This window comes from Marinobacter changyiensis (genome assembly GCF_009193265.1).
Classification (GTDB): Bacteria; Pseudomonadota; Gammaproteobacteria; order Pseudomonadales; family Oleiphilaceae; genus Marinobacter; species Marinobacter changyiensis.
Map to the genome: position 1 here is coordinate 35,552 of NZ_VZZZ01000001.1, position 25,002 is coordinate 60,553.

Genomic DNA, 25,002 nt, shown 5'->3' on the forward strand with positions numbered 1-25,002 from the left:
CAATTTTTTTACAGTTTCGCCACCACCGATTTCCCCCTCTCTCACAGCCTTATGATAACCATGGCCACAGCTCGGCCTGGCCTGCTTTATGCCTAAAAATTGAGCAGCGAGCAACGCTCGCCCGGAAGAGATGGCACCGGATTGGAGGATCAGCTATGAGCTGGAAAATCAACGGAACGTATTTTGAAAGCTGTAACTGTGAGGCGGCCTGCCCCTGTGTCTTCCTCAGTAAACCAACAGAGGGTGAATGCACTGCGCTGGTTGCCTGGCACATTGATTCTGGTCAGTTTGACGACGTGTCACTGGACGGACTGAATGTCGTTTTTGCCGTGCATTCCCCCGGTAAAATGGTGGAGGTGAAGTGGAACATTGCGGTTTACCTTGATGAGCGCGCGGACGACAAACAGAAGGAGGCGCTGACCAAGATTTTCGCCGGACAGGCCGGCGGCCACCCCGAGCGGCTTGCATCTTTTGTTGGCAACATTCTCGGTGTAGCCAGTGTACCCATTACCTATGCAGGTACCGGCAAACAGCGCAGCCTGAGTATTCCCAATATCGCTGACGTCGTCATTGAGGCCATTGAAGGCCAGGGTGGCGAAGAGATTACCATCACCAACCACCCCCTGTGTATTGCACCGGGCAATCCTGCGGTCACGGCGCGTTCAAGCAAAATGAGTTACCAGGACCATGACATGAAGTGGGAGCTATCCGACAAGAACGGTTTCTATTCGCCATTCCAGTACGCCTCATGACGGAGCGGGCGTTACCGATCGTGGCCATGGTTGCGGTCGTGGCACTTGCCTGGATTAGTTTGGTGGTGGTCGGACAAACAATGCCTATGCAGGGCATGTCCATGAGCATCATCACCCTGGCGATTATGTGGGCGATGATGATGATGGCCATGATGGCTCCGGCAGCCGCGCCGTCATATATTCTTTATAGTCGTATGTCCCGGCATCCGTTGGCGTCGCTGGCGTATTTGATGGGCTATCTCGCCATGTGGTGTGTGGTCGGCATTGTATACGCGCTGGCACACTGGACGCTCCAGCAGGCCGAGCTACTCAGTATGGATCTGCGTATCACCCAGGGACCGTTTGCAGGCGCGTGTTTGATTGCTGCAGGGGTCTGGCAGTGGTCCCCGATCAAAGCCCGCTGTGTCGCGCGCTGTCGTTCGCCACTTGGCTTTATGATGACGGATTGGCGTGACGGCGTCGCGGGGGCTTTTGGTATGGGCGGGCATTACGCCATCTGGTGCGTCGGCTGTTGCTGGCTGCTCATGGTTGTGCTGTTTGTGGTTGGAGCCATGAGCATTGCCTGGGCCGCGGTCATTTCAGCTTACATACTCGCGGAACGGTTATTGCCCCTTGGTCGTGCATTTGACCGAATCGTTGGTGTGGCGCTCACTGGGTTTGGAGTCTGGGTGGCGAGTAGCGCTTTTATCTAGACACGGTTTCAATTTGAGGCTGCCCCAGACCTGGCCTGTCCTCAGCATCATTTCCTGGATTGGGGAGATTCAGTGTCCATTCTGCGTTCTTCAAGCCACCGGTTCAGGCACTGGGGAGGCTATTTGCGGCTGGCCTGTCGCCTCAGCCACCGTTCTGGCGGTTCGCTCCAACGTCAGTGCCAGCCGCTCAAACATGCCTTCGATGGTAATCGTTTTCTGGTCCGGGTCCCTTTGGGCACGAATTGCCTCGAGTAGTCTGGCGCTTACCCTCCGGAAAGCTGGATTCACGGCACCCCGGGCACTTAACAGGTAGGTTTCGGCCAGGGTCTGCTGCCACTCCTTCAGAAGCATATCCACCGTGGGGCTGCGATGGTCCTGTATCAGCTTTCGCAGTCGAATGGACACATGTCCGAGATTAAGCCCGGTAAATCCCAGGTCTGTCATATAGCGATCGCTGCTTTCCGAACTCTGGTCATAATTGGCCAGCCGCAACAGACGCTCCCCCATACGACCATTGAACCAGTTTTCCGGCTGTTCGTGATCATCAATTGCGGTCAGATCACGAGCCGTTGATCTCAGCAGGCGGCGCTGCATAAACCGGCTGCCTGGCGGGGTAATGAGTTTGAATACCCAATAGAGAATACTGATTCCAACAAACAGGCCCAGTGCAATATTCACCGCATTTTCGGCATTGAATGTCATGCTGTTGCTGGGCTGGGTGATGATGGTGAACGAAATGCAGAAGCCCAGCCCATAAGGCAGCGTGGGGCGATTGGCAATGGCCAGCAGGCCGAAGAAAAAAGGGCCGGCCAGAACCAGTATCAGGAGTTCGACATTGCCACTGGCACGGGATAACAAGCCCAGCCCAAAGATCAGGGCGACGGGAATAGCCACCGTTGCACCCATCAGAATCCGACGCAGAATAGGCGTTAGCTCAACCAGCGAGAAACGGGCGAACATCACGGAAAACACCACCGGCATGATCATGATCATCAAAGCCGCCGAGCTTGCCGTCTGGATCCAGATCACTGCCCCGATGACAAATATCAGGGCCGTGCGAAACCCGTTGATCAGTGCGACCAGCGGATCCCGATGGGTTTCCAGCATCGGTGCCTTGAGCAGCGTCCGGTCACGGCTTTCCAGTGCGTTATAGGCCCGCAATACGACCACCAGATCGCTCACCAGCTCCAGCGCCGTCCTGGTCAGACGTGTCACGATGGCGGACTCATTCCTGAATCCGGACCGCTGCTCCAGCAAAGACCTACGCAGCACATGGGCAAGCCGGTAACCTTCCTGGTAGCTGTCGGCTTCCGCAATTGCCCTGAAGTATTGCCGCATCTGGCTCAACACCTCACTGAACGCGGGTGACACCAGGTCACCATGATTTCTCTGGAAGCGCCCCATAATCTGAGTAACCGCCAGCAGTGACATCACCTTGTTGCACAACAAATTGGTTGCCCTGCTCCGGCCGGAGCCTTCCGGGCCCTCATAGGTAGCAGCGCTGGAATCGTCATTGAGCACCACCAGAGTTTCGAGAATCTCGTCCGCGTGCTGGTGCCGCTGCTCGTGGGAACTTCCTGGCTCCAGTTCCAGCGTGAGATAGGCCAGGGTTTTGTTGATCACCTTGCGGGCATTCACCCGCAGGCCCTCTTTTACGGTCACTGGCCATAACAACTGGCTGACCAGCATGGCGCATACGGCGCCGGTGGCGATCTCGCTGATCCGGGCCTGGGCGATGGCAAAAACCGCCTGACTGTTCGTTGTGCTGGCATCCGCCATCATCAGAATAACGACCAGCCCGGCCGTCATCCCCGCCATTGCGAACGCGTAGATATAGTTGAGGTTGTGCACCATGGAGGAGGCTGCCGAATTCACGCCAATCCACAGAGCTAACATGCCCAGTGCCAGCAGGGGGTAAGGCGTCAGGAGCGCCAGCACCAGAATGCCAAAACCGCCGCCAACCGCCGAACCCACGATCAGGCAAAGCGCTTTCTCGATCACCAGCCCGCTTTCCGGGCGGATCTGCAGGAAAATCGCCGCAACCATCGCCCAGTAGGGACGGTCCAGTTGCAGGGCCATCGATACAAACAGCGCCAACGACATGGCGACCACACCCTTGATGGCGAAGATCACGGCGTATCGGTTCGGCGTCAGGAGTTGCGCCAATAGAGGATGCAGAGACATAGGCGCCGGCCCGCTACTCGGAGTCCAGATTAATCGACACCGTCATCCCGGCACTCAGATGTATATCCTCCGGCACCGGGTCCAACGCGATATCCACCGGAATCCGCTGGGCCAACCGCACCCAGTTGAATGCCTGTTGCACCTGGGGAAGCATCTGGGCGTTGCTGCTGGTGTTGATATCGGCAATCCCCGGGGCAATGCTGATGACGGTACCCTTCAACGTCCGGTCGCCACCCATCAGTGTCATCCGTGCGGACTGCCCCACCTGTACCATCTGCAGCTTGGTTTCTTCAAAGTACCCGGTGACATAAAACGAATCGGTTTTCAGCTCAGACAACACCGTCGTCCCTCGATTGACGTAATTGCCCTGGCGCAGATAGAGGTTGCTGATAATGCCGTCTGCTGGCGCCACAACCTGCGTACGCTCCAGATCAATACGTGCCATCTCCAGTTTCGCCCTGGCGAGTTCAAGACGGGCCTTCGCAGATTCCATATTGATGCGGTAGGTTTCCAGGTCTTGCTCGGTGATGGCCTGGGGGTCAGACAGCCCTTGTCGGCTCTGGTACCTATGCCTGGCCAGCTCCAGAGCACTGTGTTGCTCTGCAACTTTCGCCCTGGCTTCGGCAAACACAGCCTGATAGCGCGTATCGTCAATGGTAAAGAGCGGATCGCCCTGGTTTACAGCCTGGTTATTCTTCACGCTCACTTGCGTGACCCAGCCTGAAACATCTGGCGCAATCGTGATGACATCAGCCCGTATCCTGCCGTCGCGGGTCCATGGCGAATAGAGGTAATGGTTCCAGACCCAGCTACCGGCAACAACCGCTATCGTAACCACCAGCAACGTAAGACCAACACGCAGTAGCTTTCCCATGAATCTTCCCTAGCCCCCAAACAGATAAACGATTATTGCCAGGTAGCACACGAACGCGGCGACATCGAACCATGCTTCTTTCCAGATGTGGCGGCGCAGGTCCAGGCGGTGCAACGCCAACCGGGTGACAGCGCTCAATATAAACGCCATTGGCACCAGCACCAACAATGGACTGAACAGCATTCCGCCAAAACCCAGTTCGTGAAGCATGCATCCCTTATCGTTGTGTGGTGATGGTGAGGTGGTGGCCTATCATGATCCAATCCGGTTCAGAAAGCCTACTTTAGGAGATTTTTATGCCTGATAACAAAACCGTTGTCATTACTGGCACCAATCGCGGCATTGGCCTGGAGCTGGTTCGGCACTATGCCAGCAAAGAGTTCGGAGCTTGTCATTTAAATGTCTTAAACGGCTGATAGCGTTTGGCTCGGTTCCGGCGGTTAGCGGCTCGTTTCGGTGGAAAGCCTGCATTGCTTCAAGGCCGCCGGGTGTGACATTGCCCAGGGTTATCACCTGAGCCGGCCAATGCCTCCGGGCGAGTTGCCAGACTTTCTGCAAGACTTCGCCCGGGAGAAGGTGGTGGCTTAGGAATGCAGCATCATTAACTATCGCAAGGACGGCACGCCGCTCACCATTGAATGCCACGCATTACGTGGCGGTGCAGCGAGCCGTTGATCAAGGCTGATAAATGTACCGCAGGTGCGATTGACCCGCTGTTTGTGTACACCGCATCAGGCAAGTATCCTGGTTTCCAGGTTCAGACACGCGACATCATCAATAATACCAAACCAGAAACCCGTGCTTTTTACTTCGTTGTTATGTGCAACGGCGTGCTGCAGGAGCCCTACCTGCCCGACTTTGATAGCTCCCGTGACTTCGAGGGGGACGTCGTCCATTCCTGTAACCTGCAGGACGAGAATAGCCTTTCAGGGCAAAAGCGCCGACACCGCGGGAAATTAACATGGGCCCGGGCATCGTCGAGGAGCTGGAAGCTTGGTCCGGAATTCGAAACCAACTACGCACTTTCGCCAGCATGCAATTCAAACCCCACATCATGACTGAGTGTGGCCAATGGTTGGCCTTCCAGTCGGGCAATAATGGCGTGGGCAGTGAGACGGCCGATCGTTTCCCGTGGAGAGCGGATAGTGGTGAGGGTTGGGGAAATGTGCTGGCCAATGGCCAAACCATTGAAACCAGCAATTGCGACATCCTCAGGCACACGGATCCCCCGGCGCTGGGCATGCAGGATCGCACCGGTCGCCAGGTCGTCGTTGGCGAAGTGGATGGCATCGGCGTCAGGAAGTTCCGCCCTCACCTTATCCAGGGCCTGAGCACCGGTCTCGAACTGGCCCAACTGGTCCATTTCGATAAGCGGGGCCTCAAGACCGGCCGCCTCCAGAATTTCCCGGTGGCCCTCGTAACGCAGGCGGGCCCGGTAGTCATTGGCCATCTGGGCGGCGACATAGGCAATACGTTGATAGCCTCGGTCGAGGAGATACCGTGCCATGCAGCGGCCCGCTTCAGGATGATCAAGACCAACATTGATGTCCAGCGCTTCCCCCAGTTCCATGATTTCAGCGATGGGGTTGGGCCACTGGCCGAGAATTTTCTGACACGCATCATTGTGCCGCAAGCCGGTAATGACCAAAGCGGAGGATGACCAGCCCAAAAAAGTTCTGACCAACTGGCATTCCCGCTCAAGGTCGTAGTCGGTGTTGCCGAGCAGGATCTGATAGCCGTATTTCTCGAATTCATTCTGTAAGCCTTCGATGACCTCGATGAATACGATGTTGGACAGGGATGGCACCACTACCGCAATAAAACGGGAATTGGCGGATGCCAAGCTCCCGGCCAGCATATTGCGAACGTAACCAACTTTGTCGATGGCAGCTTCCACCCGGGCGCGGGTCTTGGCGCGAACACTATCCGGCGCATTGAGCACCCGCGACACCGTGATGGCGGAGACCTCAGCCTCCCGGGCGACATCGGCGATGGTAGGTTGCATAGAGCCTTTGCGCGGTCTTTTTGGTTTCTGGATCGAGTTGGACATTAGTCGGTGTGCCTCATTATCTCTTGCTTCTTTTCAATGCTTGAGCTATCAATATGGTAGCGCTAACATTTGACAATTCCAAAGATAATAGCAGGGGCTTCCCCCGGATGATGCAACAAGTGCAATCTAAAACAGTCGGCGTAGTGGGACTTGGCGCCATGGGCATGGGCACGGCACTGGCATTGCTTGACGCCGGCTTTGACGTGATTGGCTATGACGTTTCCGAAGCGGCCCGAGAGAGCTTTGTCCACAGTGGCGGGCGCTGTGTCACATCAGCGGCTGCACTCAGCCCCGAATGCCACATTGTGCTACTGATCGTGGTAAATGCCGATCAGGTGGAAACCGTGCTGTTCGGGGCGCAGGGACTGGCCATCGAACTGGCAGCCGGGAGTCTCATTCTGCAATGCGCCACCGTGGCCCCAAGCTATGCCACGGCCCTCGGTGAGCGCCTTACCGACCGGGGGTTGCTGATGCTGGATTCGCCCCTGAGTGGTGGCGTTGCGAAGGCAAGATCGGGTGAGCTCTCCGTCATGTCTTCTGGCAGCACCATGGCTTACGCCGCGGGTGAATCGGTCCTGGCCGCGATGGCGGCGACTGTTTATCGTCTCGGCAATGCCCCAGGCGCAGGTTCCAGCGTCAAATTGGTCAATCAGCACTTGGCTGGCGTCCACATCGCCGCCGCTGCCGAAGCCATGGCCCTGGGCATCCGCATGGGCATAGATCCGGACACCCTCTACGACGTCATCACCCATTCCGCCGGTAATTCATGGATGTTCGAAAATCGGGTTCCGCACATTTTGAAGGGCGATTACACGCCGCTGTCGGCGGTGGATATTTTTGTCAAGGACCTAAATATTGTGCACCAGGCGGGGCGTGAGTTGAAGCTGTCAATGCCCGTCGCCGCCAGCGCCCTCCAGCAGTTCACTGCAGCAAGTAGCGCAGGCCTGGGGCGGGAGGACGATTCCGCCGTGATCAAAGTTTACCAGCGGTTGTCCGGCATCAAGCTACCAGCAGCCAACGATGCCGTCGCATGAGCCGCGACCATGAATCAGCACGAGAACTGGCTATGAAGATTGTACTGGGCGCTATTGCCGACGATTTTACCGGGGCCACCGACCTGGCCAATAACCTGGTCCGGGAGGGCATGCGCACGCTTCAGGTAATCGGCGTGCCTGCCACCCCACTGCAGCTTGATGACGTGGATGCGGTGGTTGTCGCGCTGAAGTCACGCTCCTGTACGGCCAGCCAGGCGGTTTCCCAGTCACTGGACGCCCTGAACTGGCTGAAAGCACAGGGTGCCCGGCAGATTTTCTTCAAATACTGTTCCACCTTCGATTCTACCCCACGAGGCAATATCGGCCCTGTGGCGGACGCCCTGCTCGAATCCCTCGGCGCCAGCCAGACGGTCATGGTGCCAGCATTCCCGGTTAACGGGCGCACCGTCTATCAAGGCCATCTGTTTGTGGGCGACCGGCTGCTCAATGACAGCGGCATGGAGCAGCATCCGCTGAACCCAATGACTGACGCCGATCTGGTGAGGGTTCTGTCGCAGCAGAGCAAGTGGCCCGTGGGCCTGTTGAACCATTCCGTTCTTAAGGGGGGTGCCACTGCCGCGCGGGCCCACCTCGATCAGGCCAATGACAAAGGCCTGCGCCACGTCATCTGCGACAGCCTGGATGAAGACGACCTCCAGGCCATCGCCGGGGCCGTTGTGGATTTCCCATTGGTTACCGGTGGTTCCGGATTGGGGCAGGCCCTGCCCGCGGAATATCGTGGGCGAGGCTGGTTCAGCCATACCGCTGATGCCGGTCAACTCGAGCCAGCCAGCGGTGGCGCACTGGTGCTCTCCGGCAGTTGTTCACGGGCAACGCTGGTCCAGATCGCTGACTTTCTCAAACACTACGAGGGTTTCGCCCTCGACCCACTGGCACTGGCGGCCAGCGACGCCCATTATCACGAAGCGTTGAACTTCGCACGGGATAGAGTTGGCCGCGGTGTTCCGCTGATTGTTTATGCATCTGCCGCAGCGGACAGGGTCCAGCAAGCCCAGGAGCGGCTCGGTGTTACGGCATCTGGTGACCTGGTTGAGGCGGCCCTCGCCAACCTGGCCAAGACTTTAGTGAACGAAGGCGTTGGTCGGTTGATTCTGGCGGGAGGAGAAACCTCCGGTGCCGTGGTGTCCGCTTTGGGCATCAAGGCCCTTCGAATCGGTAGCCAGATTGATCCTGGTGTTCCCTGGACCCAGGCGCAGATCGACGGCCGGGATAAGCCTCTGTCACTGGCTCTGAAATCTGGCAATTTTGGCGCAGAAAATTTCTTCACCCGGGCCTTTGAGGTGCTCCAATGAGCTGCCATGACATCAATCGCCTCCGGGAGCAGGTCGTGGTGTACGGCCAGTCGCTTTTCGATCGCGGCTTGACCATGGGTTCCAGTGGCAACATCAGCGTGCGACTGGAAGATGGAGGCTGGCTGATGACGCCCACCAATGCCTGCATGGGACGACTGGATCCGGCAAAGCTGGCGCGGCTGGATGCCAATGGCAACCTGGTGGACGGCGATGCTCCCACCAAAGAAAGTTTTCTGCACATGGCGATGTATGACGAGCGTCCCCAGTCCGGAGCGATTGTCCACTTGCACTCCACCCATTCGGTGGCAGTGTCCTGCTTGCCGGAGACCGATCCCTGCGACTGCATACCCCCGCTGACCGCCTATTACGTCATGCGGGTCGGCAAGCTGCCCCTGGTGCCTTATCACATACCCGGCGATCCGGCGCTGGCGGGTGCGGTCCAAGGGCTGGCAGGCAAACACAGTGCGGTGTTGCTGGCCAATCACGGACCAGTGGTGGCGGGTAAGACCTTGGAAGCGGCGGTTTATGCCACCGAGGAACTGGAGGAAACCGCGAAACTGTTCCTGCTGCTTCGAGGCCAGAACCCCCGGGTTCTCAGCGCACAGCAAATTGCTGATCTGGAGGCACGTTTCCCTCGTGACTGACTACCCATGGGCTTGATACCGATGAGGACCCTGATGTGATCCGACTGGCCGCCAACCTGAGCATGTTGTTCACTGAGCACGACTTCCTCGACCGATTTGCGGCCGCGGCGGCGACCGGTTTCCAGGGGGTCGAATACCTGTTTCCTTATGCCTACAGCACCGAGGATTTGAGGGCAGCTCTGGATTCGCCGGGCCTGAGCCAGGTGCTGTTCAATCTGCCACCGGGGGACTGGGATGCGGGTGAGCGAGGGCTGACAAGCCTGCCCGGCCGGGAAGCTGAATTCCGGGATTCTGTTGCCGAGGCCCTGCACTATGCCGAGGCGCTGGACTGTCCGAGGGTACATGCCATGGCGGGCTTGCTGCCGGAGAATGCCGACGAGACAACCCGTGCGGCGTATTGGGAAACCTATATCAGCAACCTGCGTTATGCGGCATCAGAGTTCTCGAAAAAAGGTAAAACCCTGCTGGTGGAGCCAATCAATCCCCGTGACATGCCCCGATTTTTACTTAACACCCAGGCCCAGGCCCGGGCTGTCCTGGAACAGGTGGGGGCGAAAAATCTGCGAGTGCAGTTTGATCTTTACCACTGCCAGATTGTCGAGGGCGACCTGATCCGCAACCTTGAAACCCAGTTTGCCAATATTGGTCACGTCCAGATCGCCGGTGTGCCCGAACGCCACGAACCGGATCGGGGTGAGGTGAATTACCCGGCTGTTCTCGATCGCCTGGAGGCGCTGGGTTACGAGGGCTGGGTTGGTTGTGAGTACCGGCCAGCCGGCGCCACGGCAGCGGGACTGAGTTGGGGGCAAGCCTACGGGTTAACCGGCCAGGTGCTTGCAAGGTAGCGAACCCAGAGAATCTCGAACTAGATTGACCACAGCAATAACAAGGATTTGATCATGCATATTCTGATAACCGGCGCCGCTGGCTTTCTGGGCCAACGCCTGATCCAGGCTTTGATGGCCCGCGATGAGTTGGCCGGCAAGGCCCTGACTCGCCTGACGCTAGTTGATCAGGTTACTGCAAGCGTGCCGGACTCCAGTGGACCTGAATCGAACGCTCCCAAGATCCACACCCATGCTGTGGATATCTCCGTCCCTGGCAGTCTTGATGCCATCCTCGATAGCCGTCCAGATGTGATTTTCCACCTTGCCGCTGTGGTCAGCTCCGCCGCCGAGGCGGACCTTGATCTCGGGTGGTCCGTCAATTTCGGTGCCACCTGTGCGTTGGTGGAAGGATGCCGTAGCCGGAAGCTGTCAACGACCCGGCTGATCATGGCCAGCTCGGTTGCGGTTTATGGCGGCGCTCTGCCGCCAGTGCTGGACGACATGACGGCCCTGACGCCCCAAAGTTCCTATGGTACCCAGAAGGCCATGTGCGAGCTGATGATCAATGATTACAGCCGCCGTGGCCTGATTGATGGCCGGGTGCTGCGCCTGCCCACTATCGTTATCCGTCCGGGCCGGCCCAATGCTGCAGCGTCCAGTTTTGCCTCCAGTATCCTGCGGGAACCCTTTAACGGGGAGGAGGCTATTTGTCCGGTGCCAACGGACCTGAACCTGTTTGTGATGTCACCGGGTCGGGTCATCGACGCACTGATTCATGGCGCCGAAGTGCCGGGGGCAGACTTCGGGCTGTCCCGCAGCGTCATGCTGCCCGGGATTACCGTCAGTGTCGCCGGCATGCTCGAAAACCTACGGGAGCATGGCGGAGACCAGGCACTTGCACTGGTCCGCCATGAACCGGATCCCCGAATCACCGCGATTGTTTCCAGTTGGCCTGCAGCATTCGATGCGCGCCGTGCCCGGGACCTGGGTTTTTCCGGTGATACCAGTTTTTCAGATATCGTCGATGCTTTCCTTAATGAGCGCTCGCCTTAACGAACGCTCCTGAGCCCCTCGGCCGCCGGTCGAGGGGTACCCCAAGCGTGAAACCAAGAAGAGGCAAACCCATGAAAACAATAATATCTGCTCGCCGTAAGCTAACCACTGCCATTGCAGGGCTGTCTGCTGCCACTCTGACCTTCGCGGCCATGGGCCTGCAGGCGGAACAGACCGTCAACCTCGGACATACGCTGTCGGACAGTTCCCACTACTCTGTCGGTGCTGATGCTTTCAAGGAAACGCTTGAGCGGCTCAGCGACGGTGAATTCAAAGTTGCGGAGCACCCCTCCGGCTCCCTCGGTGGCGAACGCGCCATGATCGAGGGCCTACAGATCGGCACTGTGGACGTCGTCATCACCTCGTCCGGGCCTCTTGGCAATTTCGTGCCTGAGAGTTATGTGCTCGATCTGCCGTTCCTGTTTGCGGACTACGAAGAGGCGCGCTGCGTGCTGGACAGTGAAATTGGCCAAGACCTGCTGGCCAAGATGGGGGACCACAATCTGGTTGGTCTGGCCTGGTCGGAAAATGGCTTCCGCCACATGACCAACAGTAAGCTTCAGATCAATAGCCCCGAGGATGCCAAAGGCCTGAAAGTCCGCACTATGGAAAACAAAGTCCACATGGCCGCCTTCGAGCAGATGGGTGTACACCCGACGCCAATGGCCTTCCCCGAGGTATTTACGGCGCTGCAACAAGGCACCGTCGATGGTCAGGAAAACCCCATCACGGTCATTGTAGCCACCAAGTTCTGGGAAGTGCAGGACTACCTGACTCTGACCGGTCATGTTTATTCGCCGGCCATCGTTCTGGGCTCACCGGTTCTGCTTGAAGGCCTCAATGAAGAGCAGCGGTCTTGGTTCCAGCAAGCGGCTGATGCCTCAGCCGAAGCTACCCGCGATGAAGTAACCCGGCTTGAAAAAGACGGCGTTGCCCTTCTGCGGGGAGAAGGCATGACGGTAACCACTGATGTGGATAAAGCGCCGTTCCAGAAAGCGGTTGAGCCAGCCTATAAAGTGTACACCGACCAGTACGGGAACGAGATGTTGAAGCGGATTCGTGCCAGCAGTTGCTGAATACAGGACCGCACCAGGACAGGGGCGCCTGATAAGGATCAGGCACCCCTGTCCACACATCCGGTGTTGTGATGCGTTGCTTGCATCACAACACCCGGGGCTTGCTGTGTTTTGATTGTGATCTGACGGTGACCACGATGGTTGAACTCTTTTTACGCTTTGAAAGGCTGACCACGAAGATCGCGCTGATTGCCGCGGTGGTCATGCTTGTCATCTCGGTTACCCTCGGTTTCTACCAGGTACTGACCCGATTTCTGCTGGACCAACCGTCGACCTGGTCCGAAGTCATCTCCCGATCGGCGATGATCTGGTGCGTATTTCTCGGGGCTGCCGCCGGTTTCCGCGGGGGCTTCATGATGTCCGTCGAGGTCATCTACCGGTTATTGCCTGCACGCCGCCTGATCTGGCTTGAAGCCTTGATTGCAGTGTGCTGCGCCATTGTACTGCTGGTGCTGTTGTACTATGGCACGGCCATGGGCTTCAGGGTCAAGACCCAGATGCTGTCAGGACTTGGCGTCTCGATCGCCTGGGCTTACGCAGCTATGCCGGTCGGCGCCATGTTTGCGCTCGTGGCAGTGGTCGGACGGCTACTGGCCCAGGCAACCGGCTGTGAGCGCATTGGCCCCGACAACAGTGAGCTCCCCGAGGAGCAGGCGGCTCGGGAGCGGCACGCCGACATGGAGCGCTCGTCAACTGCAGAACCGAGGGATGGCTGCAGCGCCAACCGGAACTCGGCCCAATTTGAAAAAGGAACACGCCAATGAATGCGGCCATTGGATTGGGATTGATCCTGTTCTTCGCGCTCGGGGTCCCGATCGCTATTTCGATCGTACTGGCGTCCATCATCGGCATCGAGTTTTTTACCAATATGCCGTTATTACTGGTGCCCCAGCAAATGTTCGTCGGGATCGACAACTTCCCGTTGATGGCGATTCCGTTCTTTATCCTTGCGGGCAACCTGATGGCCGATGGTGGCATTTCCGGGCGCCTGGTTGACCTGGCCAAGTCGATTGTCGGCGGGCTTCAGGGTGGTCTGGCAATGACCTGTGTGCTGACCTGCATGATGTTCGCCGCGGTTTCCGGATCCAGCATCGCCACGACCTTCGCCATCGGCTCGATCCTGATTCCGGCGATGGTCAAGCACGGCTACCCGCGGCCCCTGGCAGCGTCAATCCAGGCCTCTTCGGCTGAACTCGGGGTTCTGATTCCGCCCTCGATACCGCTGATTCTCTATGGGGTCAGCACGGATACGTCCATCGGCAAGCTCTTTATTGCCGGCATCGGTCCGGGCCTGCTGATCGGCGGCGCGCTACTACTATTTCTGTATGTGTTTTGCAAACTGCGTGGCTACGGGCTGCGGGATCACGAAGACCGTTCCTCCTTCCTGGTAGCTTTCAGGCGCGCGTGGGGTGCCCTGCTGATGCCGGTGGTGGTGATTGGCGGCATCTATGGCGGAGTCTTCACTCCGACTGAGGCCTCGGCGGTTGCCGTGGTCTACGCCCTCATCGTCGGGGGGCTGATCTACCGGGAACTGAGCCTGGCTGACCTCTGGCCTATCTTTCGCGCCAGCGTCATCTCCACGGCTGCGGTCATGCTGATCATTGCCGCCGCGGCGTTGTTCAGCTTCCTCATCACCCGCTCCGGCTTACCGCGGGAGGTGGCCGCCTGGGTCACCGAGGTGTTCGATAGTCCGGTTTCGTTCCTGCTGGCGGTGAACGTCATGCTGTTGATCGTCGGCATGTTCGTCGAGACCTCCGCGGCCATCCTGGTGCTGGCGCCGATCTTCACGCCCATTGCCATCTACTATGGTATCGATCCGGTGCATTTCGGGCTGATTGTAGTGGTCAACCTGGCCTTGGGCATGTTCACCCCACCCCTGGGGGTCAACCTGTTTGCCGCCTGTGCCGTGGCCAAGCTCTCGATCGATCAGTTGCTACCCTGGCTCATGCGCTTTGTGCTGGTGGTGCTCGCGTGCCTGATCGCCATTACCTACATGCCCTGGATCTCCATGGGCCTGGTCGATTTACTCTACGGCCCCTAAGGGGAGGACTTTCGCCATGGGCGTTGCAACAGAAACACGGTCTCCAGACGCTAGCCGCAAGATCGGTCTGATCGGGGTCGGCCTGATGGGCCACGGCATTGCCAAGAACCTGATGGCTCATGGCCACGAGCTCTGTTTCCTGGACCACGTCGGCAACCAGCCGGTTGCTGATCTCCTGGCCCAGGGCGCGGTTTCTCTCAGCAGTGCCGCGGCGGTCGCGGCCCGGTCAGAGGTGGTGATTCTCTGTGTCACCGGCAGCCCCCAGGTCGAAGCCGTCCTGTTCGAGCCCGAGGGTGTCATGGTGGGAGTCAGCGCCGGGGCCCTGATCATTGACTGCTCCACCGCCATACCCAGCTCAACCCGGCAGATCGAAGAGCGGGTAACAGCACAGGGCGTACGTTTTCTCGATGCGGCCATGACGCGCACACCCAAGGAGGCCGAAGAGGGTAGGCTCAACCTGATCGTCGGCGCGGCGGATGAGCTTTTTGCCGAAGTGAAACCGCTGTTACAGGCCTTCGCCGAACACATCACCCATGTCGGGCCGGTCGGCATGGGGCATCAGGTCAAACTACTGCACAACTACGTATCCCTGAGCTTCTGTGCGGTACTGGCCGAGGCGGCGGCGGCCGGTCGGCGGGCCGGCATTGATGCTGCAGCGCTGGCAGAAGTGTTAGGCAATGGCGGCGGCGGTGGTGCGGCGTTTGAGCGGCTAAAACCCTTTATGCTGGCGAACGACCCCTCGGGGTTTCGCTTCTCCCTGGCCAATGCCCTCAAGGATCTGGACTATTACGCCCAGATGGTGGATGAGTTGGGCGCTTCCCACCGGGTCTCAGACAGCGTCGGCCAGCTTTATCGGCAAGCCAATGAACAGGGCCATGGCAATGCCATTGTGCCGGAATTGATTGATTTGTTGGCGCGCGACCAGTGAGCTGGGATGCGGCGATATTGGGCTGGCTAGTAGGTGTCTAGATGTCAACCGCCAGCCTTGCCACCAAATATGGGGCCTTCAAAATTGATGCCAGTCCGCATGGATCGAGGCCATGACAAGCCTGAACTGCCGGCTGCGATCATCGGGCCCGACGACGGCAGTCGAATCGATCCATGATCTAAACCAATCACGAGCTCGACTTCATTTAAAAGACCAGGAAGAACTCAAAGTCTCAGACTATCAACTACTCCGCGACTTACCATTTCCCTCGCCATTGGAAAGCTCCGGGACTGACAAAGAGTGCAGTCTTCCGTATCGACTGCAGCACCCGTTTCAACATAACGGAGCTATGACAGCCCCTGCCCCGATTTGAGGACACAGGAAATTTCTGGTCAAAACGTTCCGGCGCCTGATCTGCAGATTGATGCGCGTTTTTTGAGCCTGCCATTACGAACCCTCTCGGTATCAGTAAACTAATGATGAGGGTTGCCTGAAGTTTGGCAAGCCCCAAAAGTAAATCTGAAGATCCCGAGTTTCCATCACAATTCGGCTGGACCAGCCCGCTACAGGCCTGTCATTAGGATCATTCCACCGTAACAGTGATCTTTTCCGACATAACCGGAGGCTCGTGGGGCACGTGCCCGGAATCGCCCATTATCAACTGCAGCGTATGTTCACCGGGCTCCAGTTCCAGCTCGGTACTGGTCTGGCCACCGCCAAAATGAACAATCTGATCCGTAGACGGCAAGGGTGCATCCATGGGTGGCAGCTCATCCAGATCAACTAAAAGATGGTGGTGCCCGGTATTCTCCTGGTCACTGCCCGCCTCGGCAACTTCCATACCTTCCAGGCCGAATTCCACAGTCACCGGACTGGTGACAGAGGCGCCATCCTCTGGGCTTAGTATGGTAACTTCGGCGTCTGCCGGTGCGCTCTTGCGCTCCATGGACGTAGTTTCAGTTACTCCTTCTCTCTCCTCCGTGGTTGCCTGTTCCTCCGGAGCCGCCTGCTCACCCATGGTCGTTTGTTCATCCGGGGTCGTCTGATTCTCCGACACCGGTTCTTCTTCCTCACCGTTATCGGAACATCCTTGCAGCAGAATGCCGGTGGTAAACAAGACACTGATCAGCAAGACCTTTAATGGAGCACGCATGGCGAATTCCTCCTTGTGCTGTTTTTGGATCGGGAAGAGCCCGCTCCGCGAATGGCTGCGGCTGGCCCCGATTCGGTCACACACACCCCAAAGTAACAAAAAGAGGAAGATGAAAAACTACACAGTATTGCGGTAGATGTGCGGTACGCGTGAGGCAATTCACTGACTGAAGAGTGTCGGCTCCAACGCTGCGTCCGCCAGTTTTTCAACGCAGTACCCGTCTGACAAGCACCGGTCCGATCAGCTCAAAAAAAATGGTAGAAGCAACCACCACCGGAAGAATAGAACCGCGGAATTCCGGAAACCGTTCCGCCTCCAGCAACGCCATACCGATCGCCACACCTGCCTGGGGTGTCAGCGCCAGGCCGATATTCCGGGGCAGCGCCTCGTGCCCTGCGGGACTGAACCTCACTGCAAGATAGCCTCCTGATACCCGGCCGGCCAACCGTAGAAAGACATAGGCGAGAGTCAGCAGTATTGCATCATCCACCTTGTACAGATCAACGCTTGCCCCGGAAAGCACAAAGAAGAACACCAGGAATGGCCCCTCAATATGCTCGATCTCCCGGAATGACCGGCTATGGTGGTGGGACAGATTGGCAACCAGGCTTCCGGCAATCATGGACGCCAGCAGTGCAGACACGCCCAGCAACGAGGAGAGCCCGGCCAATAATAGTATGATCGCAATTGCTTCCACCTGAGTGGGCTCTCCCCTCTTGAGGCGACCAGTCAGCCATGCTACGGGCAGGCCAACGGCGACCCCTATCAGTATCGTGCCACCCATCTCCCAAAGGGCATGCAACAAAGCCAGTTGGGCATCACTGCCAATCACCCAGCCGAGAACCGCCATGCTCAGCCCGAAAACGACAATGCTTGATCATCCGGATATCTCAATCCTGTGCGTTACGAAGTCACTGTATAACCGTTTTTAACACAGCTTAGAACGTCACGTTCCTCAACAAATTGACCTGAGGAAACTTAAGGCGCTTTCCTTCTCCGTTTATGATTGAATAAATTTTGATCAGAAATTCGGTTGCGGATCTGGGCAAAAGCCAACGACCAGGGCAACAATCATGAGCGAGGATGTGCTTTCCGGACTACTTCGTTATATTCGTCTGCGCGGAGCGCTGTTTTTCAATGTCGAATGTGTCGGGGCCTGGGTTACCGAGGCGCCTGCCTCCGCGCTGATTTCCAGTGCCGTCATGCCGGCGTCCGAGCACATGATGGAATATCATATCGTACTGGGCGGAACCTGTTGGGCGGGCATAACAGGGGAGCCACAATTTCAAATGAATGCAGGGGATGTCATCCTCTTTCCCCACGGCGATCCCCACGTGATGTCCAGCGTTCCGGGGTTGCGTGCAGCGCCTGATCTTCCATTTCTGATGGCAAACCTGAAAAAGCGCGAAGGCTTACCGTTCATGGTTCGTCAGCAAGACGATCGGCACATCCAGCCTGCAATACCTTGCCCCGAAACCGTATCAAATCCGCCTAGCGCCACATTGCTGTGCGGTTTTCTGGGTTGTGATCGCGGCCCGTTCAATCCCTTGCTTTCCGCACTGCCTCGGGTCATTCATGCCCGCGCCAGCGAATTATCAGTAGACAGCTGGGCCGGTCAGCTCGCCAGGCTCGCAGAAACCGAGTCCCGCACCGGTCGACCCGGTGGTGAAGCCGTCCTCGAACGGATGAGCGAAATGATGTTCGTTGATCTCATCCGGCTCCATCTCAGCACTATGTCAAAAAGTCAGACTGGTTGGCTGGCCGCGTTGCGTGATCGACATGTTGGCCGGGTTCTCAGCCTGATGCACAGCCAGCCGGCGGAAGCCTGGACGCTGGAAAAACTCTCTAGCCATGCTGGCCTCTCACGCTCCGCACTGCAGGACCGGTTTGTCGAACTGGTCGGGCAGCCCCCCATGCAGTATCTGCGATGCTGGCGCATGCAGGTTGCCTCCAACCTGTTGGTGGAAAGCAACGCCAAGATGGTCACCATCGCCCGTGAAGTCGGTTATGAATCGGAAGAAGCCTTCAGCCGATCCTTCAAGCGTGCCGTCGGCCAGCCCCCCGCAGTGTGGCGTCGTGAGCGGGCGGTTCAAGAGGTTCGGTAATTCAGTCATACACTCCGGACGAACGATCATTCAGCCGTATGGCTGATCCCCCCATGATAGTGACGTCCGCTGCGACAACGTCATACCTCAACTATTACCGGGAGAAAAATCATGGAAGCATTACAAGCTTTCGATGAAAACAAGCTCAATGCCTTTGTGGGGCAAGTTCTTGGTGACCTTGGCGGCGCCTACAGTGCGGCATTGGTGAAACTTGGCGATCGCCTCGGCCTGTACAAGGAGCTGCAGAGTGGAGGGCCTGCAACCTCGTCCGAACTTGCCGAGCGAACCGGCTATTCCGAACGGTACCTCCGTGAATGGCTGGCCCACCACGCGGCCTCAAACTACCTGGACTATGACCGGTCCACCAAACGCTTCCGGCTGCCCCCGGAACAGGCCATGGTTTTCGCTGACGAAGACAGCCCGGTCTACATGATCGGAGGCTTCGAGAATGCCTACACCACCTTTGCAAACGAGCCCAGGGTGAGCGAGGGTTTTCGGACGGGCGAGGGTGTTGCCTGGGGTGACCAGGCTCACTGCATGTTCTGCGCTGTTGCCAAGTTCTTTCGTCCCGGCTACATCCATAACCTGGTACAGAGTTGGCTACCGGCGCTGGATGGCGTGGTCGAGAAACTCGAACGCGGAGCAAGAGTGGCCGATCTTGGCTGCGGCCATGGCCATTCCACGCTGCTGATGGCGGCGGCGTTTCCGAACTCGACGTTTATCGGGTACGACTTCCACGGAGCATCCATTGATGCTGCCAACGCCCACCGTGACGAGCACGGCCTGGATTCCCGCCGGGTGCGCTTCGAACAGGCGACGGCGAGCGATTTCGAGGAGGGGGATTTTGATCTGGCGACCTGTTTTGACGCCCTGCACGATATGGGGGACCCGGTTGGAACAGCTGCGCACATCCTGGAGAAACTCAAGCCGGATGGCACCTGGATGGTGGTCGAACCCATGGCCGGCGATGAGCTCAGCGATAATTTCAACCCGGTTGGGCGGTTGTTCTACGCGGCTTCAACCAGTATTTGCGTGCCTACAGCACTGGCGCAACAGACCGGCTTCGCGCTTGGCGCCCAGGCTGGTGAGCGCAAACTGACGGAAGTTATCAAAGAAGGAGGGTTCCGAGCGGTCCGCAAGGCCGCAGAAACGCCGTTCAATATCGTACTGGAAGCGCGCCCCTGACGCTTGCAATCAAGGCCCCGGACTATCAACTATTCCGGGGCTTCTTTTTCCCGGTCTTTGGAAAGCTTCGGAACTGACTGACAAAGAGCGCAGTCTTCCGTATCCACCGCAGCGCCGCCCGTTTCAATATACCGGAGTTTATGGCTACCCTTGCCCCGATTTGAAGACACGGAAAATTTTCGGTCAAGACGTTCCGGCGCCTGGTCAGCGGGTTGATGTGTGTTTTCTTTGTCTGCCATAACGAACCCTCCCGGTATTAGTAAACTAATAATGGGGGCTGCCTGGCGTTTGGCAAGCCCCAAAAAAACCCGGCTCGGTTTTCCCGAATACAGCGCAGCCGCCGCTCTAACAGGCAGTCGACGGCAGTCTGAAATTGGCCCCTACATGGCCACAGTGGCCTTGTGGAGAGAGTGATGCGCACTGATGTGCCGAAGGAATTCGATTGTCTCTTTTGAGGAAATCTTTTTACCTCCGGGTTTCTTGTCGCTTTCGGTAACCGTGAAGGAGACGATATCCCCCAAACTCACCATACCGCAAAGCTGGTTGTATTGATTGACCACGGGAAGGCGCCGCACTTCGTGCGCCTCCATCAACTGGAGCGCTGTTTGAATGCTGTCGTCCGGATTGCAGCAATAGAGTTCCCGGTCGCTGGAAATGTCCTCGCCGCGAAGTTCCCACAATGGTTTGTGTTGAAGCGCAGCGCCCATGGAGATGTCCCGGTCGGTGATAATGGCGACTGGATGCTCTTGGTCGTCAACCAGCGGAATGGCACCACAGTCGTTATTCCACATCAGCATGGCGATGTCTTGCAAAGTCGTTTGGGGGGAACAGCTCGCCACTTCGGTAACCATAATTTCATTGACGTTCACTTGGATGTCCTCCGTCCTGAGGGTAGCTTTCAAATGTGTGCTCAGACTTGTTGAATGTCCATGACGCAAGTCAAAGCAATCGCTCCTGGCACGCAGAGTGCGATGGTATGGAAGTGCCCCTCGGGAGAGGCAAGCATGTAATCCGGCGAGGAGCGTCACATGAATAAGCTCATCCCGAACGCGCTTTCAACATTCCCGGCCGGAACAGAGCCGTACCCAACACCAGGAAAAACGAAGCCAGCACAAACACCTTGTTCACAAACCAGTTGGTGCGCCATATGGACCACTCCGGGTCAACCAGAAAGCGGGTGAACAGAGTGATGATGATCAGGATTTCAACCACCGACATGCCGATTGCCAGCATACGCGTATACCTCGGGCGAGCCAGTAACGCCCAAGCCAGCCAGACGTGAGCAACCGGCCACAGGTCCCAGTAGATATAGGTTGCCCACGCCTCACCGCGGGCCAGCGCATAGGCGATCGGGAACAAGTATTTGATAAAGAGGGTCCAGGCCACGAGAATGAGAAACAGGTGCGCGAGAAACGTAGTCCAGGAGCTTGCAGACAAGTTACGGGGGGTTTCGGTGGGTGATGCCATTACGGCTCTCCTGTACTTTGAAATCTCGGCGTTCAAACACTCTAGCAGACCAGACTGGAGCCCCAATGACACGACCCAAGCAAGGCAGATACCAATGATCGATGAAGACACCCTCAAGGCCCTGAAAACCGCCTTCACCTTCATGCCCCACGCAATGGAGATCAACCGGTTTGAATACGGCGACGATGCTGACAGAATTCTGGCTCAGGTAAATTTTGTGCGGGAGGTTCTAACAAGCCACGGGATTGACCCCGAAGAGGTGGCCGGGGAAATCAACCCGAGTTCTTCACCGAACTCCTGTTACTAAGGGCACACCAGAAAGTCATCCCGCGCGCTACGCTCAAGTAAGGCAAGCAAGAGACTCAGGGCCGTTGGGTATTCTTTACGGACCTGAGTGAGCTTGTCCGGGTTTTTCCGACGACACTATCGTATCCGGAACTTTGGCACCCACCGATAGCCCTCATCTAAGTTTACGGTTTGATAAATGTCAGGGAGTCGCATACCGTTACGCTCTTTTTGGGTGCAAAGGCGTTTCATGGGACTTAGAAACGAAAAGCTGCGCTGGCAACTGGTCAGCGGTGTGCTGCGGGCGTTTCATCTCGAGCGCTTGATGTCACGATACAGCCCAAAGCTCGTGATGGCTGTATTCAACCTCGTCAACAGCGGTGTAAGTATCGCATTGGTCGCCATGCTGGCCCTGATTACGCAGGAGCCATTTATCTTCCCTTCGCTGGGAGCCACTGCTTTTATCCTTTTCCATGTACCTCTTGCGCAACCGGCCTCACCTCGAAATGTTCTGTGGGGACATTTTATCGGTGCCTTGATGGGACTGGTTGGTCTTTACCTGTTTGGACTGCAAGACGCTCCCTCTGCTTTCCTGACCGGAGTGGATCTCAGCCGGGTAGGCGCCGCCGCAATAGCCATGGGGCTCACAAGCTGCCTGATGGTGGCGTTTAACGTGGTGCATCCTCCCGCAGGAGCCACGGCGCTTATTGTTTCCCTGGGCCTTATGACCAACCCGGTGCAACTTTCCGTCCTGATGGGGGGTGTGCTGATTCTGCTGATGCAGGCATTCTTCATGAACCGGCTGGCCGGTATACCTTACCCCCTGTGGTCGACCCGGGCCACTGTCGCTGGTTCCGCGAAGCAAGCGCCCCAGGGATAAAACTCGCTTCAGTGCCTCATGCTTCAAGATACTGGAGGTAATGGCTGATCTTGTCCCGGTTTAGAAGTGCGCGACGGCTATATCCAGTGCCGACGTCTGAAGAACCCTAACAACCCCAGAACCGTGATGATCATGATGCCCCAGACCATCGGGTAACCGTAATACCAACGCAGTTCCGGCATCGACCAGGGGCTGTCCGGGTGGTTAAAATTCATGCCGTAGACACCTACCACAAACGTCAGTGGAATGAAGATGGTCGCGATAATCGTCAGCACTCTCATGGTCTCATTGGTACGCTGGCTGATACTGGAAAGATAGATATCAAGCATACTGGTGGCCATGTCCCGGAAGCTTTCCAGTAGTTCGATTATCTGAATGCTGTGGTCGTAACAGTCCCGGAAATACACCAGCGTGCCCGCCTGAATCAATTCGTCCTCGCCTCGCATCAGCGTCGTGATCAGTTCCCGCTGGGGCCAGAGCAACCGGCGCAGGGTCAGTAGTTCCCGTTTCATCTCATGCAATGACGACAGCATTTTCTGGCTCGGGCGCTCCAGCAACTCTTCCTCAAGGCTTTCAAGCTGGTCTCCGAATTGCTCCAATACCGGAAAACCGGCGTCAATAATGAAATCCAGCAGGGCATAAAGCAGGTAATCGATACCGCGGTTGGCGAAGCGGCGGTTGCCGGGTTGTCGCATGCGCTTGCGCACCGGGTCAAAAGGGTCTTCCGCCAGAGGGCAAAAACAGATCAGATGGCTCTTTCCAATAAACAGGCTGACCTGCACCAACTCCAGGTTCTGACCGTCGTAAACAGGTAGCGCAGCGATGATGAAAATCTGGTCGTCGTAAAGTTCGATTTTGGGGCGCTGGCCACTGTTGACGATGTCCTCCAGCGCCAGGTCGTGGAGATCGAATATTTCACCAAAATTTCGAAGTGTTTCCGGGTCGATATGCCCGTTCACCTGAATCCAGGTTTTGGACTCCCGGGCCAGGAATGGCTGGCAATCCATCGTTGACGCGAGGCGGTGCTCCTCAACCGAGGACTCCGTGTAATCGATCAACTGTATCGAAACCGGCGCTACCGGTTTCCGGGAGGTCACCAGAGTTCCGGGTTCCGTGCCGGGGCTGTGATAGTGTTTGTTAAAGTAGGCCATACATCTTTCTCCGAGCCTCTGTGAAGCTTTCAGGAGAAGCATAGCCGAGCTGCGGACATTGGAAAGCATATGAACTCAACCCCGGCAACGGGATTGAGTTCAGCCCTGCGGTAGCGGGCAAAAAGATAGTAATCAGCATCCATTAATTTCTGACTGACGGGGACTGTCTGTGCATCTGCCCCAAGGCTCGTGCACAAACAGTGTTCAGAGGCTCTTAATTGTTGCCAGTAGCTTCTTTGGCCTTGTCCCCCATTTTCTCGGCACCTTCTCGTATATTGTGCCACGCCGAGGAAGTTGCTTCCTTGGTGTTTTCCCAGGCACTTCCGCTGATATCTTTCGTGTTCTCCCAGGCCTGGCTCAGGCTTTCCCTGGTCTGGTTCCACCACCCTTCATTATATTCCGGAAACGCCTTTACTCCGTCCTGAGTGGTTTCCATATGCACTTCGTAGTCAATATCGTCAAAGGCTTCATTGCCCTCCTGCTCTTCGACCCTGACGGTAAAGGTTCCACGCTCGGCTACCACCTCGCGACCACCCATTCCCAGTACCGCACCCGTTTCGATGATCAGGGAATGAATCGACATATCGTCGCTTAACAGGATGTCCTCTACTTCACCAATTACCTCGCCGTCAACATCATAGACATCGGCATCCAGGAGTGCATCGACCGAATACAAGCCTTCAGTCGCGGCTGCAGAAAAGCTTAACGCCATACTGCCTGCCAACAGGGGTACGCTCAATTTCCGAATCAGTTGAGTACGCATAGTGTCTTCCTTTTCCTTGCTTTGGGTTGATTTCCTACCAGCAGCCCATCTGCTTACTGGGGCCGAACTTCTCGTGCTCACCCAGGTTCGGGCTTTCATCCTGCACTTTGGCTTTCGCTATTTCGAAGAACTTCACCATCTTGCTGGTGTCACTGTTCCAGAACTCGCCTTTATGGACTTTGATTTCCAGCAGGCCCACGTTGGGGGCGTCTTTGCCCTCGGGAAACCAGGACGACACAAACGGATTCCAGAATTTATCAATCAGGCTCCTGTCACGGCTCACATGCCCTACCCCGGTCAGCGATACATAGGTGTGATCATGAGGGTCGCTGAAGGACACGCAGACGTCGTTGTCCGCCTCGAGCTCAAATACCTTTTCAGAATCCAGGTCACTGAAAAACCACAGTGTACCGTCGTACTCATCCTGAACCAGATACATGGGTCGTGAGCGGAGCTCGCGGCCGTGCAATGTAGTCAACATGCCCGCCTTGATGGGCTTGATCAGCTTCCAGACTTTTTCCTTATGTTCCGGTACAGACATCCGT

At 57.1% G+C, this 25,002-nt stretch carries 28 protein-coding genes; 15 read left to right on the forward strand and 13 right to left on the reverse strand.

Features of this window, described 5'->3' with window-relative positions:
• The first annotated feature begins 155 nt into the window (after positions 1-155).
• Complete coding sequence (locus F6Y09_RS00185; RefSeq protein WP_152204928.1) at positions 156-752, forward strand: DUF1326 domain-containing protein; 597 nt, start codon at positions 156-158, stop codon at positions 750-752.
• On the forward strand, positions 749-1,444 hold the full coding sequence (locus F6Y09_RS00190) for a DUF2182 domain-containing protein (protein ID WP_152204929.1): 696 nt from the start codon (positions 749-751) through the stop codon (positions 1,442-1,444). Before F6Y09_RS00185 ends, F6Y09_RS00190 begins: the two co-directional genes overlap by 4 nt.
• 90 nt (positions 1,445-1,534) lie before the next feature.
• On the opposite strand, the gene F6Y09_RS00195 is transcribed toward F6Y09_RS00190, so the two are convergent.
• The 5 genes from F6Y09_RS00195 to F6Y09_RS00210 all read right to left on the reverse strand — a co-directional run bounded on the left by F6Y09_RS00195 (position 1,535) and on the right by F6Y09_RS00210 (position 6,507).
• On the reverse strand, positions 1,535-3,628 hold the full coding sequence (locus tag F6Y09_RS00195; RefSeq protein WP_152204930.1) for an FUSC family protein: 2,094 nt from the start codon (positions 3,626-3,628) through the stop codon (positions 1,535-1,537).
• Between the two features lie 13 nt (positions 3,629-3,641).
• Positions 3,642-4,502, reverse strand: coding sequence for an efflux RND transporter periplasmic adaptor subunit (locus tag F6Y09_RS00200; RefSeq protein WP_152204931.1), 861 nt, complete (start codon positions 4,500-4,502; stop codon positions 3,642-3,644).
• A gap of 9 nt (positions 4,503-4,511) precedes the next feature.
• Positions 4,512-4,712: a DUF1656 domain-containing protein gene (locus F6Y09_RS00205; protein WP_152204932.1), complete on the reverse strand. Its 201-nt coding sequence runs from the start codon at positions 4,710-4,712 to the stop codon at positions 4,512-4,514.
• A 521-nt stretch (positions 4,713-5,233) separates the two neighbouring features.
• The gene (locus F6Y09_RS20035) at positions 5,234-5,398 is read right to left on the reverse strand and encodes a hypothetical protein (RefSeq protein ID WP_179959303.1); all 165 of its coding nucleotides are present in this window, start codon (positions 5,396-5,398) and stop codon (positions 5,234-5,236) included.
• 119 nt (positions 5,399-5,517) lie between these two features.
• Entirely contained in the window at positions 5,518-6,507 is a 990-nt protein-coding gene (locus F6Y09_RS00210) for a LacI family DNA-binding transcriptional regulator (protein ID WP_218944074.1), read from the reverse strand.
• Between the two features lie 152 nt (positions 6,508-6,659).
• Between F6Y09_RS00210 and ltnD the strand changes: the two genes are divergently transcribed.
• The 9 genes from ltnD (at position 6,660) to F6Y09_RS00255 (ending at position 15,468) form a co-directional block, all read left to right on the forward strand.
• Positions 6,660-7,586 (forward strand): L-threonate dehydrogenase, encoded by a 927-nt coding sequence (gene ltnD, locus F6Y09_RS00215; protein WP_152204934.1) that lies wholly within the window; start codon positions 6,660-6,662, stop codon positions 7,584-7,586.
• Between the two features lie 32 nt (positions 7,587-7,618).
• The gene (gene otnK / locus F6Y09_RS00220) at positions 7,619-8,899 is read left to right on the forward strand and encodes a 3-oxo-tetronate kinase (RefSeq protein WP_152204935.1); all 1,281 of its coding nucleotides are present in this window, start codon (positions 7,619-7,621) and stop codon (positions 8,897-8,899) included.
• Positions 8,896-9,543 carry a 3-oxo-tetronate 4-phosphate decarboxylase gene (otnC, locus tag F6Y09_RS00225; RefSeq protein WP_152204936.1) on the forward strand — a complete coding sequence of 216 codons (648 nt, stop codon included), beginning with the start codon at positions 8,896-8,898 and terminating at the stop codon, positions 9,541-9,543. Before otnK ends, otnC begins: the two co-directional genes overlap by 4 nt.
• A gap of 35 nt (positions 9,544-9,578) precedes the next feature.
• Positions 9,579-10,388, forward strand: coding sequence for a 2-oxo-tetronate isomerase (gene otnI, locus F6Y09_RS00230; protein WP_152204937.1), 810 nt, complete (start codon positions 9,579-9,581; stop codon positions 10,386-10,388).
• A 54-nt stretch (positions 10,389-10,442) separates the two neighbouring features.
• Complete coding sequence (gene denD / locus F6Y09_RS00235; protein WP_152204938.1) at positions 10,443-11,423, forward strand: D-erythronate dehydrogenase; 981 nt, start codon at positions 10,443-10,445, stop codon at positions 11,421-11,423.
• A 71-nt stretch (positions 11,424-11,494) separates the two neighbouring features.
• Positions 11,495-12,499, forward strand: coding sequence for a TRAP transporter substrate-binding protein (locus F6Y09_RS00240; RefSeq protein WP_152204939.1), 1,005 nt, complete (start codon positions 11,495-11,497; stop codon positions 12,497-12,499).
• Between the two features lie 137 nt (positions 12,500-12,636).
• Positions 12,637-13,263 carry a TRAP transporter small permease gene (locus F6Y09_RS00245; RefSeq protein WP_152204940.1) on the forward strand — a complete coding sequence of 209 codons (627 nt, stop codon included), beginning with the start codon at positions 12,637-12,639 and terminating at the stop codon, positions 13,261-13,263.
• Entirely contained in the window at positions 13,260-14,540 is a 1,281-nt protein-coding gene (locus tag F6Y09_RS00250) for a TRAP transporter large permease (protein WP_152204941.1), read from the forward strand. Before F6Y09_RS00245 ends, F6Y09_RS00250 begins: the two co-directional genes overlap by 4 nt.
• 16 nt (positions 14,541-14,556) lie before the next feature.
• The gene (locus F6Y09_RS00255) at positions 14,557-15,468 is read left to right on the forward strand and encodes an NAD(P)-dependent oxidoreductase (RefSeq protein ID WP_152204942.1); all 912 of its coding nucleotides are present in this window, start codon (positions 14,557-14,559) and stop codon (positions 15,466-15,468) included.
• A gap of 583 nt (positions 15,469-16,051) precedes the next feature.
• Here F6Y09_RS00255 and F6Y09_RS00260 read toward each other — a convergent pair.
• Together F6Y09_RS00260 and F6Y09_RS00265 are read right to left on the reverse strand one after the other, a co-directional pair.
• Positions 16,052-16,414: a DUF4399 domain-containing protein gene (locus F6Y09_RS00260; RefSeq protein ID WP_246180322.1), complete on the reverse strand. Its 363-nt coding sequence runs from the start codon at positions 16,412-16,414 to the stop codon at positions 16,052-16,054.
• 412 nt (positions 16,415-16,826) lie between these two features.
• A complete protein-coding gene (locus F6Y09_RS00265; RefSeq protein ID WP_152204944.1) occupies positions 16,827-17,471 on the reverse strand; it encodes a cation:proton antiporter domain-containing protein in 645 nt (214 codons plus the stop codon).
• A gap of 223 nt (positions 17,472-17,694) precedes the next feature.
• Here F6Y09_RS00265 and F6Y09_RS00270 point away from each other — a divergent pair, with 223 nt between their 5' ends.
• Both F6Y09_RS00270 and F6Y09_RS00275 read left to right on the forward strand, forming a co-directional pair.
• Complete coding sequence (locus tag F6Y09_RS00270; protein ID WP_152204945.1) at positions 17,695-18,726, forward strand: AraC family transcriptional regulator; 1,032 nt, start codon at positions 17,695-17,697, stop codon at positions 18,724-18,726.
• Positions 18,727-18,837: 111 nt separating this feature from the next.
• Complete coding sequence (locus tag F6Y09_RS00275) at positions 18,838-19,911, forward strand: class I SAM-dependent methyltransferase (RefSeq protein ID WP_152204946.1); 1,074 nt, start codon at positions 18,838-18,840, stop codon at positions 19,909-19,911.
• Between the two features lie 29 nt (positions 19,912-19,940).
• Here F6Y09_RS00275 and F6Y09_RS00280 read toward each other — a convergent pair whose 3' ends face one another.
• The 3 genes from F6Y09_RS00280 to F6Y09_RS00290 form a co-directional block, all read right to left on the reverse strand.
• The gene (locus F6Y09_RS00280) at positions 19,941-20,150 is read right to left on the reverse strand and encodes a hypothetical protein (protein ID WP_152204947.1); all 210 of its coding nucleotides are present in this window, start codon (positions 20,148-20,150) and stop codon (positions 19,941-19,943) included.
• A 141-nt stretch (positions 20,151-20,291) separates the two neighbouring features.
• Complete coding sequence (locus F6Y09_RS00285) at positions 20,292-20,780, reverse strand: CBS domain-containing protein (RefSeq protein WP_152204948.1); 489 nt, start codon at positions 20,778-20,780, stop codon at positions 20,292-20,294.
• Positions 20,781-20,949: 169 nt separating this feature from the next.
• Positions 20,950-21,378, reverse strand: coding sequence for a hypothetical protein (locus tag F6Y09_RS00290; RefSeq protein ID WP_152204949.1), 429 nt, complete (start codon positions 21,376-21,378; stop codon positions 20,950-20,952).
• A gap of 94 nt (positions 21,379-21,472) precedes the next feature.
• On the opposite strand from F6Y09_RS00290, the gene F6Y09_RS00295 reads away from it, so the two are divergent.
• Together F6Y09_RS00295 and F6Y09_RS00300 are read left to right on the forward strand one after the other, a co-directional pair.
• Positions 21,473-21,685, forward strand: coding sequence for a penicillin-binding protein (locus F6Y09_RS00295; RefSeq protein ID WP_152204950.1), 213 nt, complete (start codon positions 21,473-21,475; stop codon positions 21,683-21,685).
• A gap of 228 nt (positions 21,686-21,913) precedes the next feature.
• The gene (locus F6Y09_RS00300; RefSeq protein WP_152204951.1) at positions 21,914-22,543 is read left to right on the forward strand and encodes an HPP family protein; all 630 of its coding nucleotides are present in this window, start codon (positions 21,914-21,916) and stop codon (positions 22,541-22,543) included.
• Between the two features lie 77 nt (positions 22,544-22,620).
• Here the strand turns inward: F6Y09_RS00300 and corA are convergent, their stop codons facing one another.
• The 3 genes from corA to F6Y09_RS00315 all read right to left on the reverse strand — a co-directional run bounded on the left by corA (position 22,621) and on the right by F6Y09_RS00315 (position 24,998).
• Positions 22,621-23,694 (reverse strand): magnesium/cobalt transporter CorA, encoded by a 1,074-nt coding sequence (gene corA / locus F6Y09_RS00305; protein WP_152204952.1) that lies wholly within the window; start codon positions 23,692-23,694, stop codon positions 22,621-22,623.
• 214 nt (positions 23,695-23,908) lie between these two features.
• Positions 23,909-24,457 carry a PRC-barrel domain-containing protein gene (locus tag F6Y09_RS00310; RefSeq protein WP_179959304.1) on the reverse strand — a complete coding sequence of 183 codons (549 nt, stop codon included), beginning with the start codon at positions 24,455-24,457 and terminating at the stop codon, positions 23,909-23,911.
• A gap of 34 nt (positions 24,458-24,491) precedes the next feature.
• Positions 24,492-24,998, reverse strand: a complete 507-nt coding sequence (locus F6Y09_RS00315; protein ID WP_152204954.1) for a pyridoxamine 5'-phosphate oxidase family protein — start codon at positions 24,996-24,998, stop codon at positions 24,492-24,494.
• Positions 24,999-25,002 lie beyond the last annotated feature (4 nt).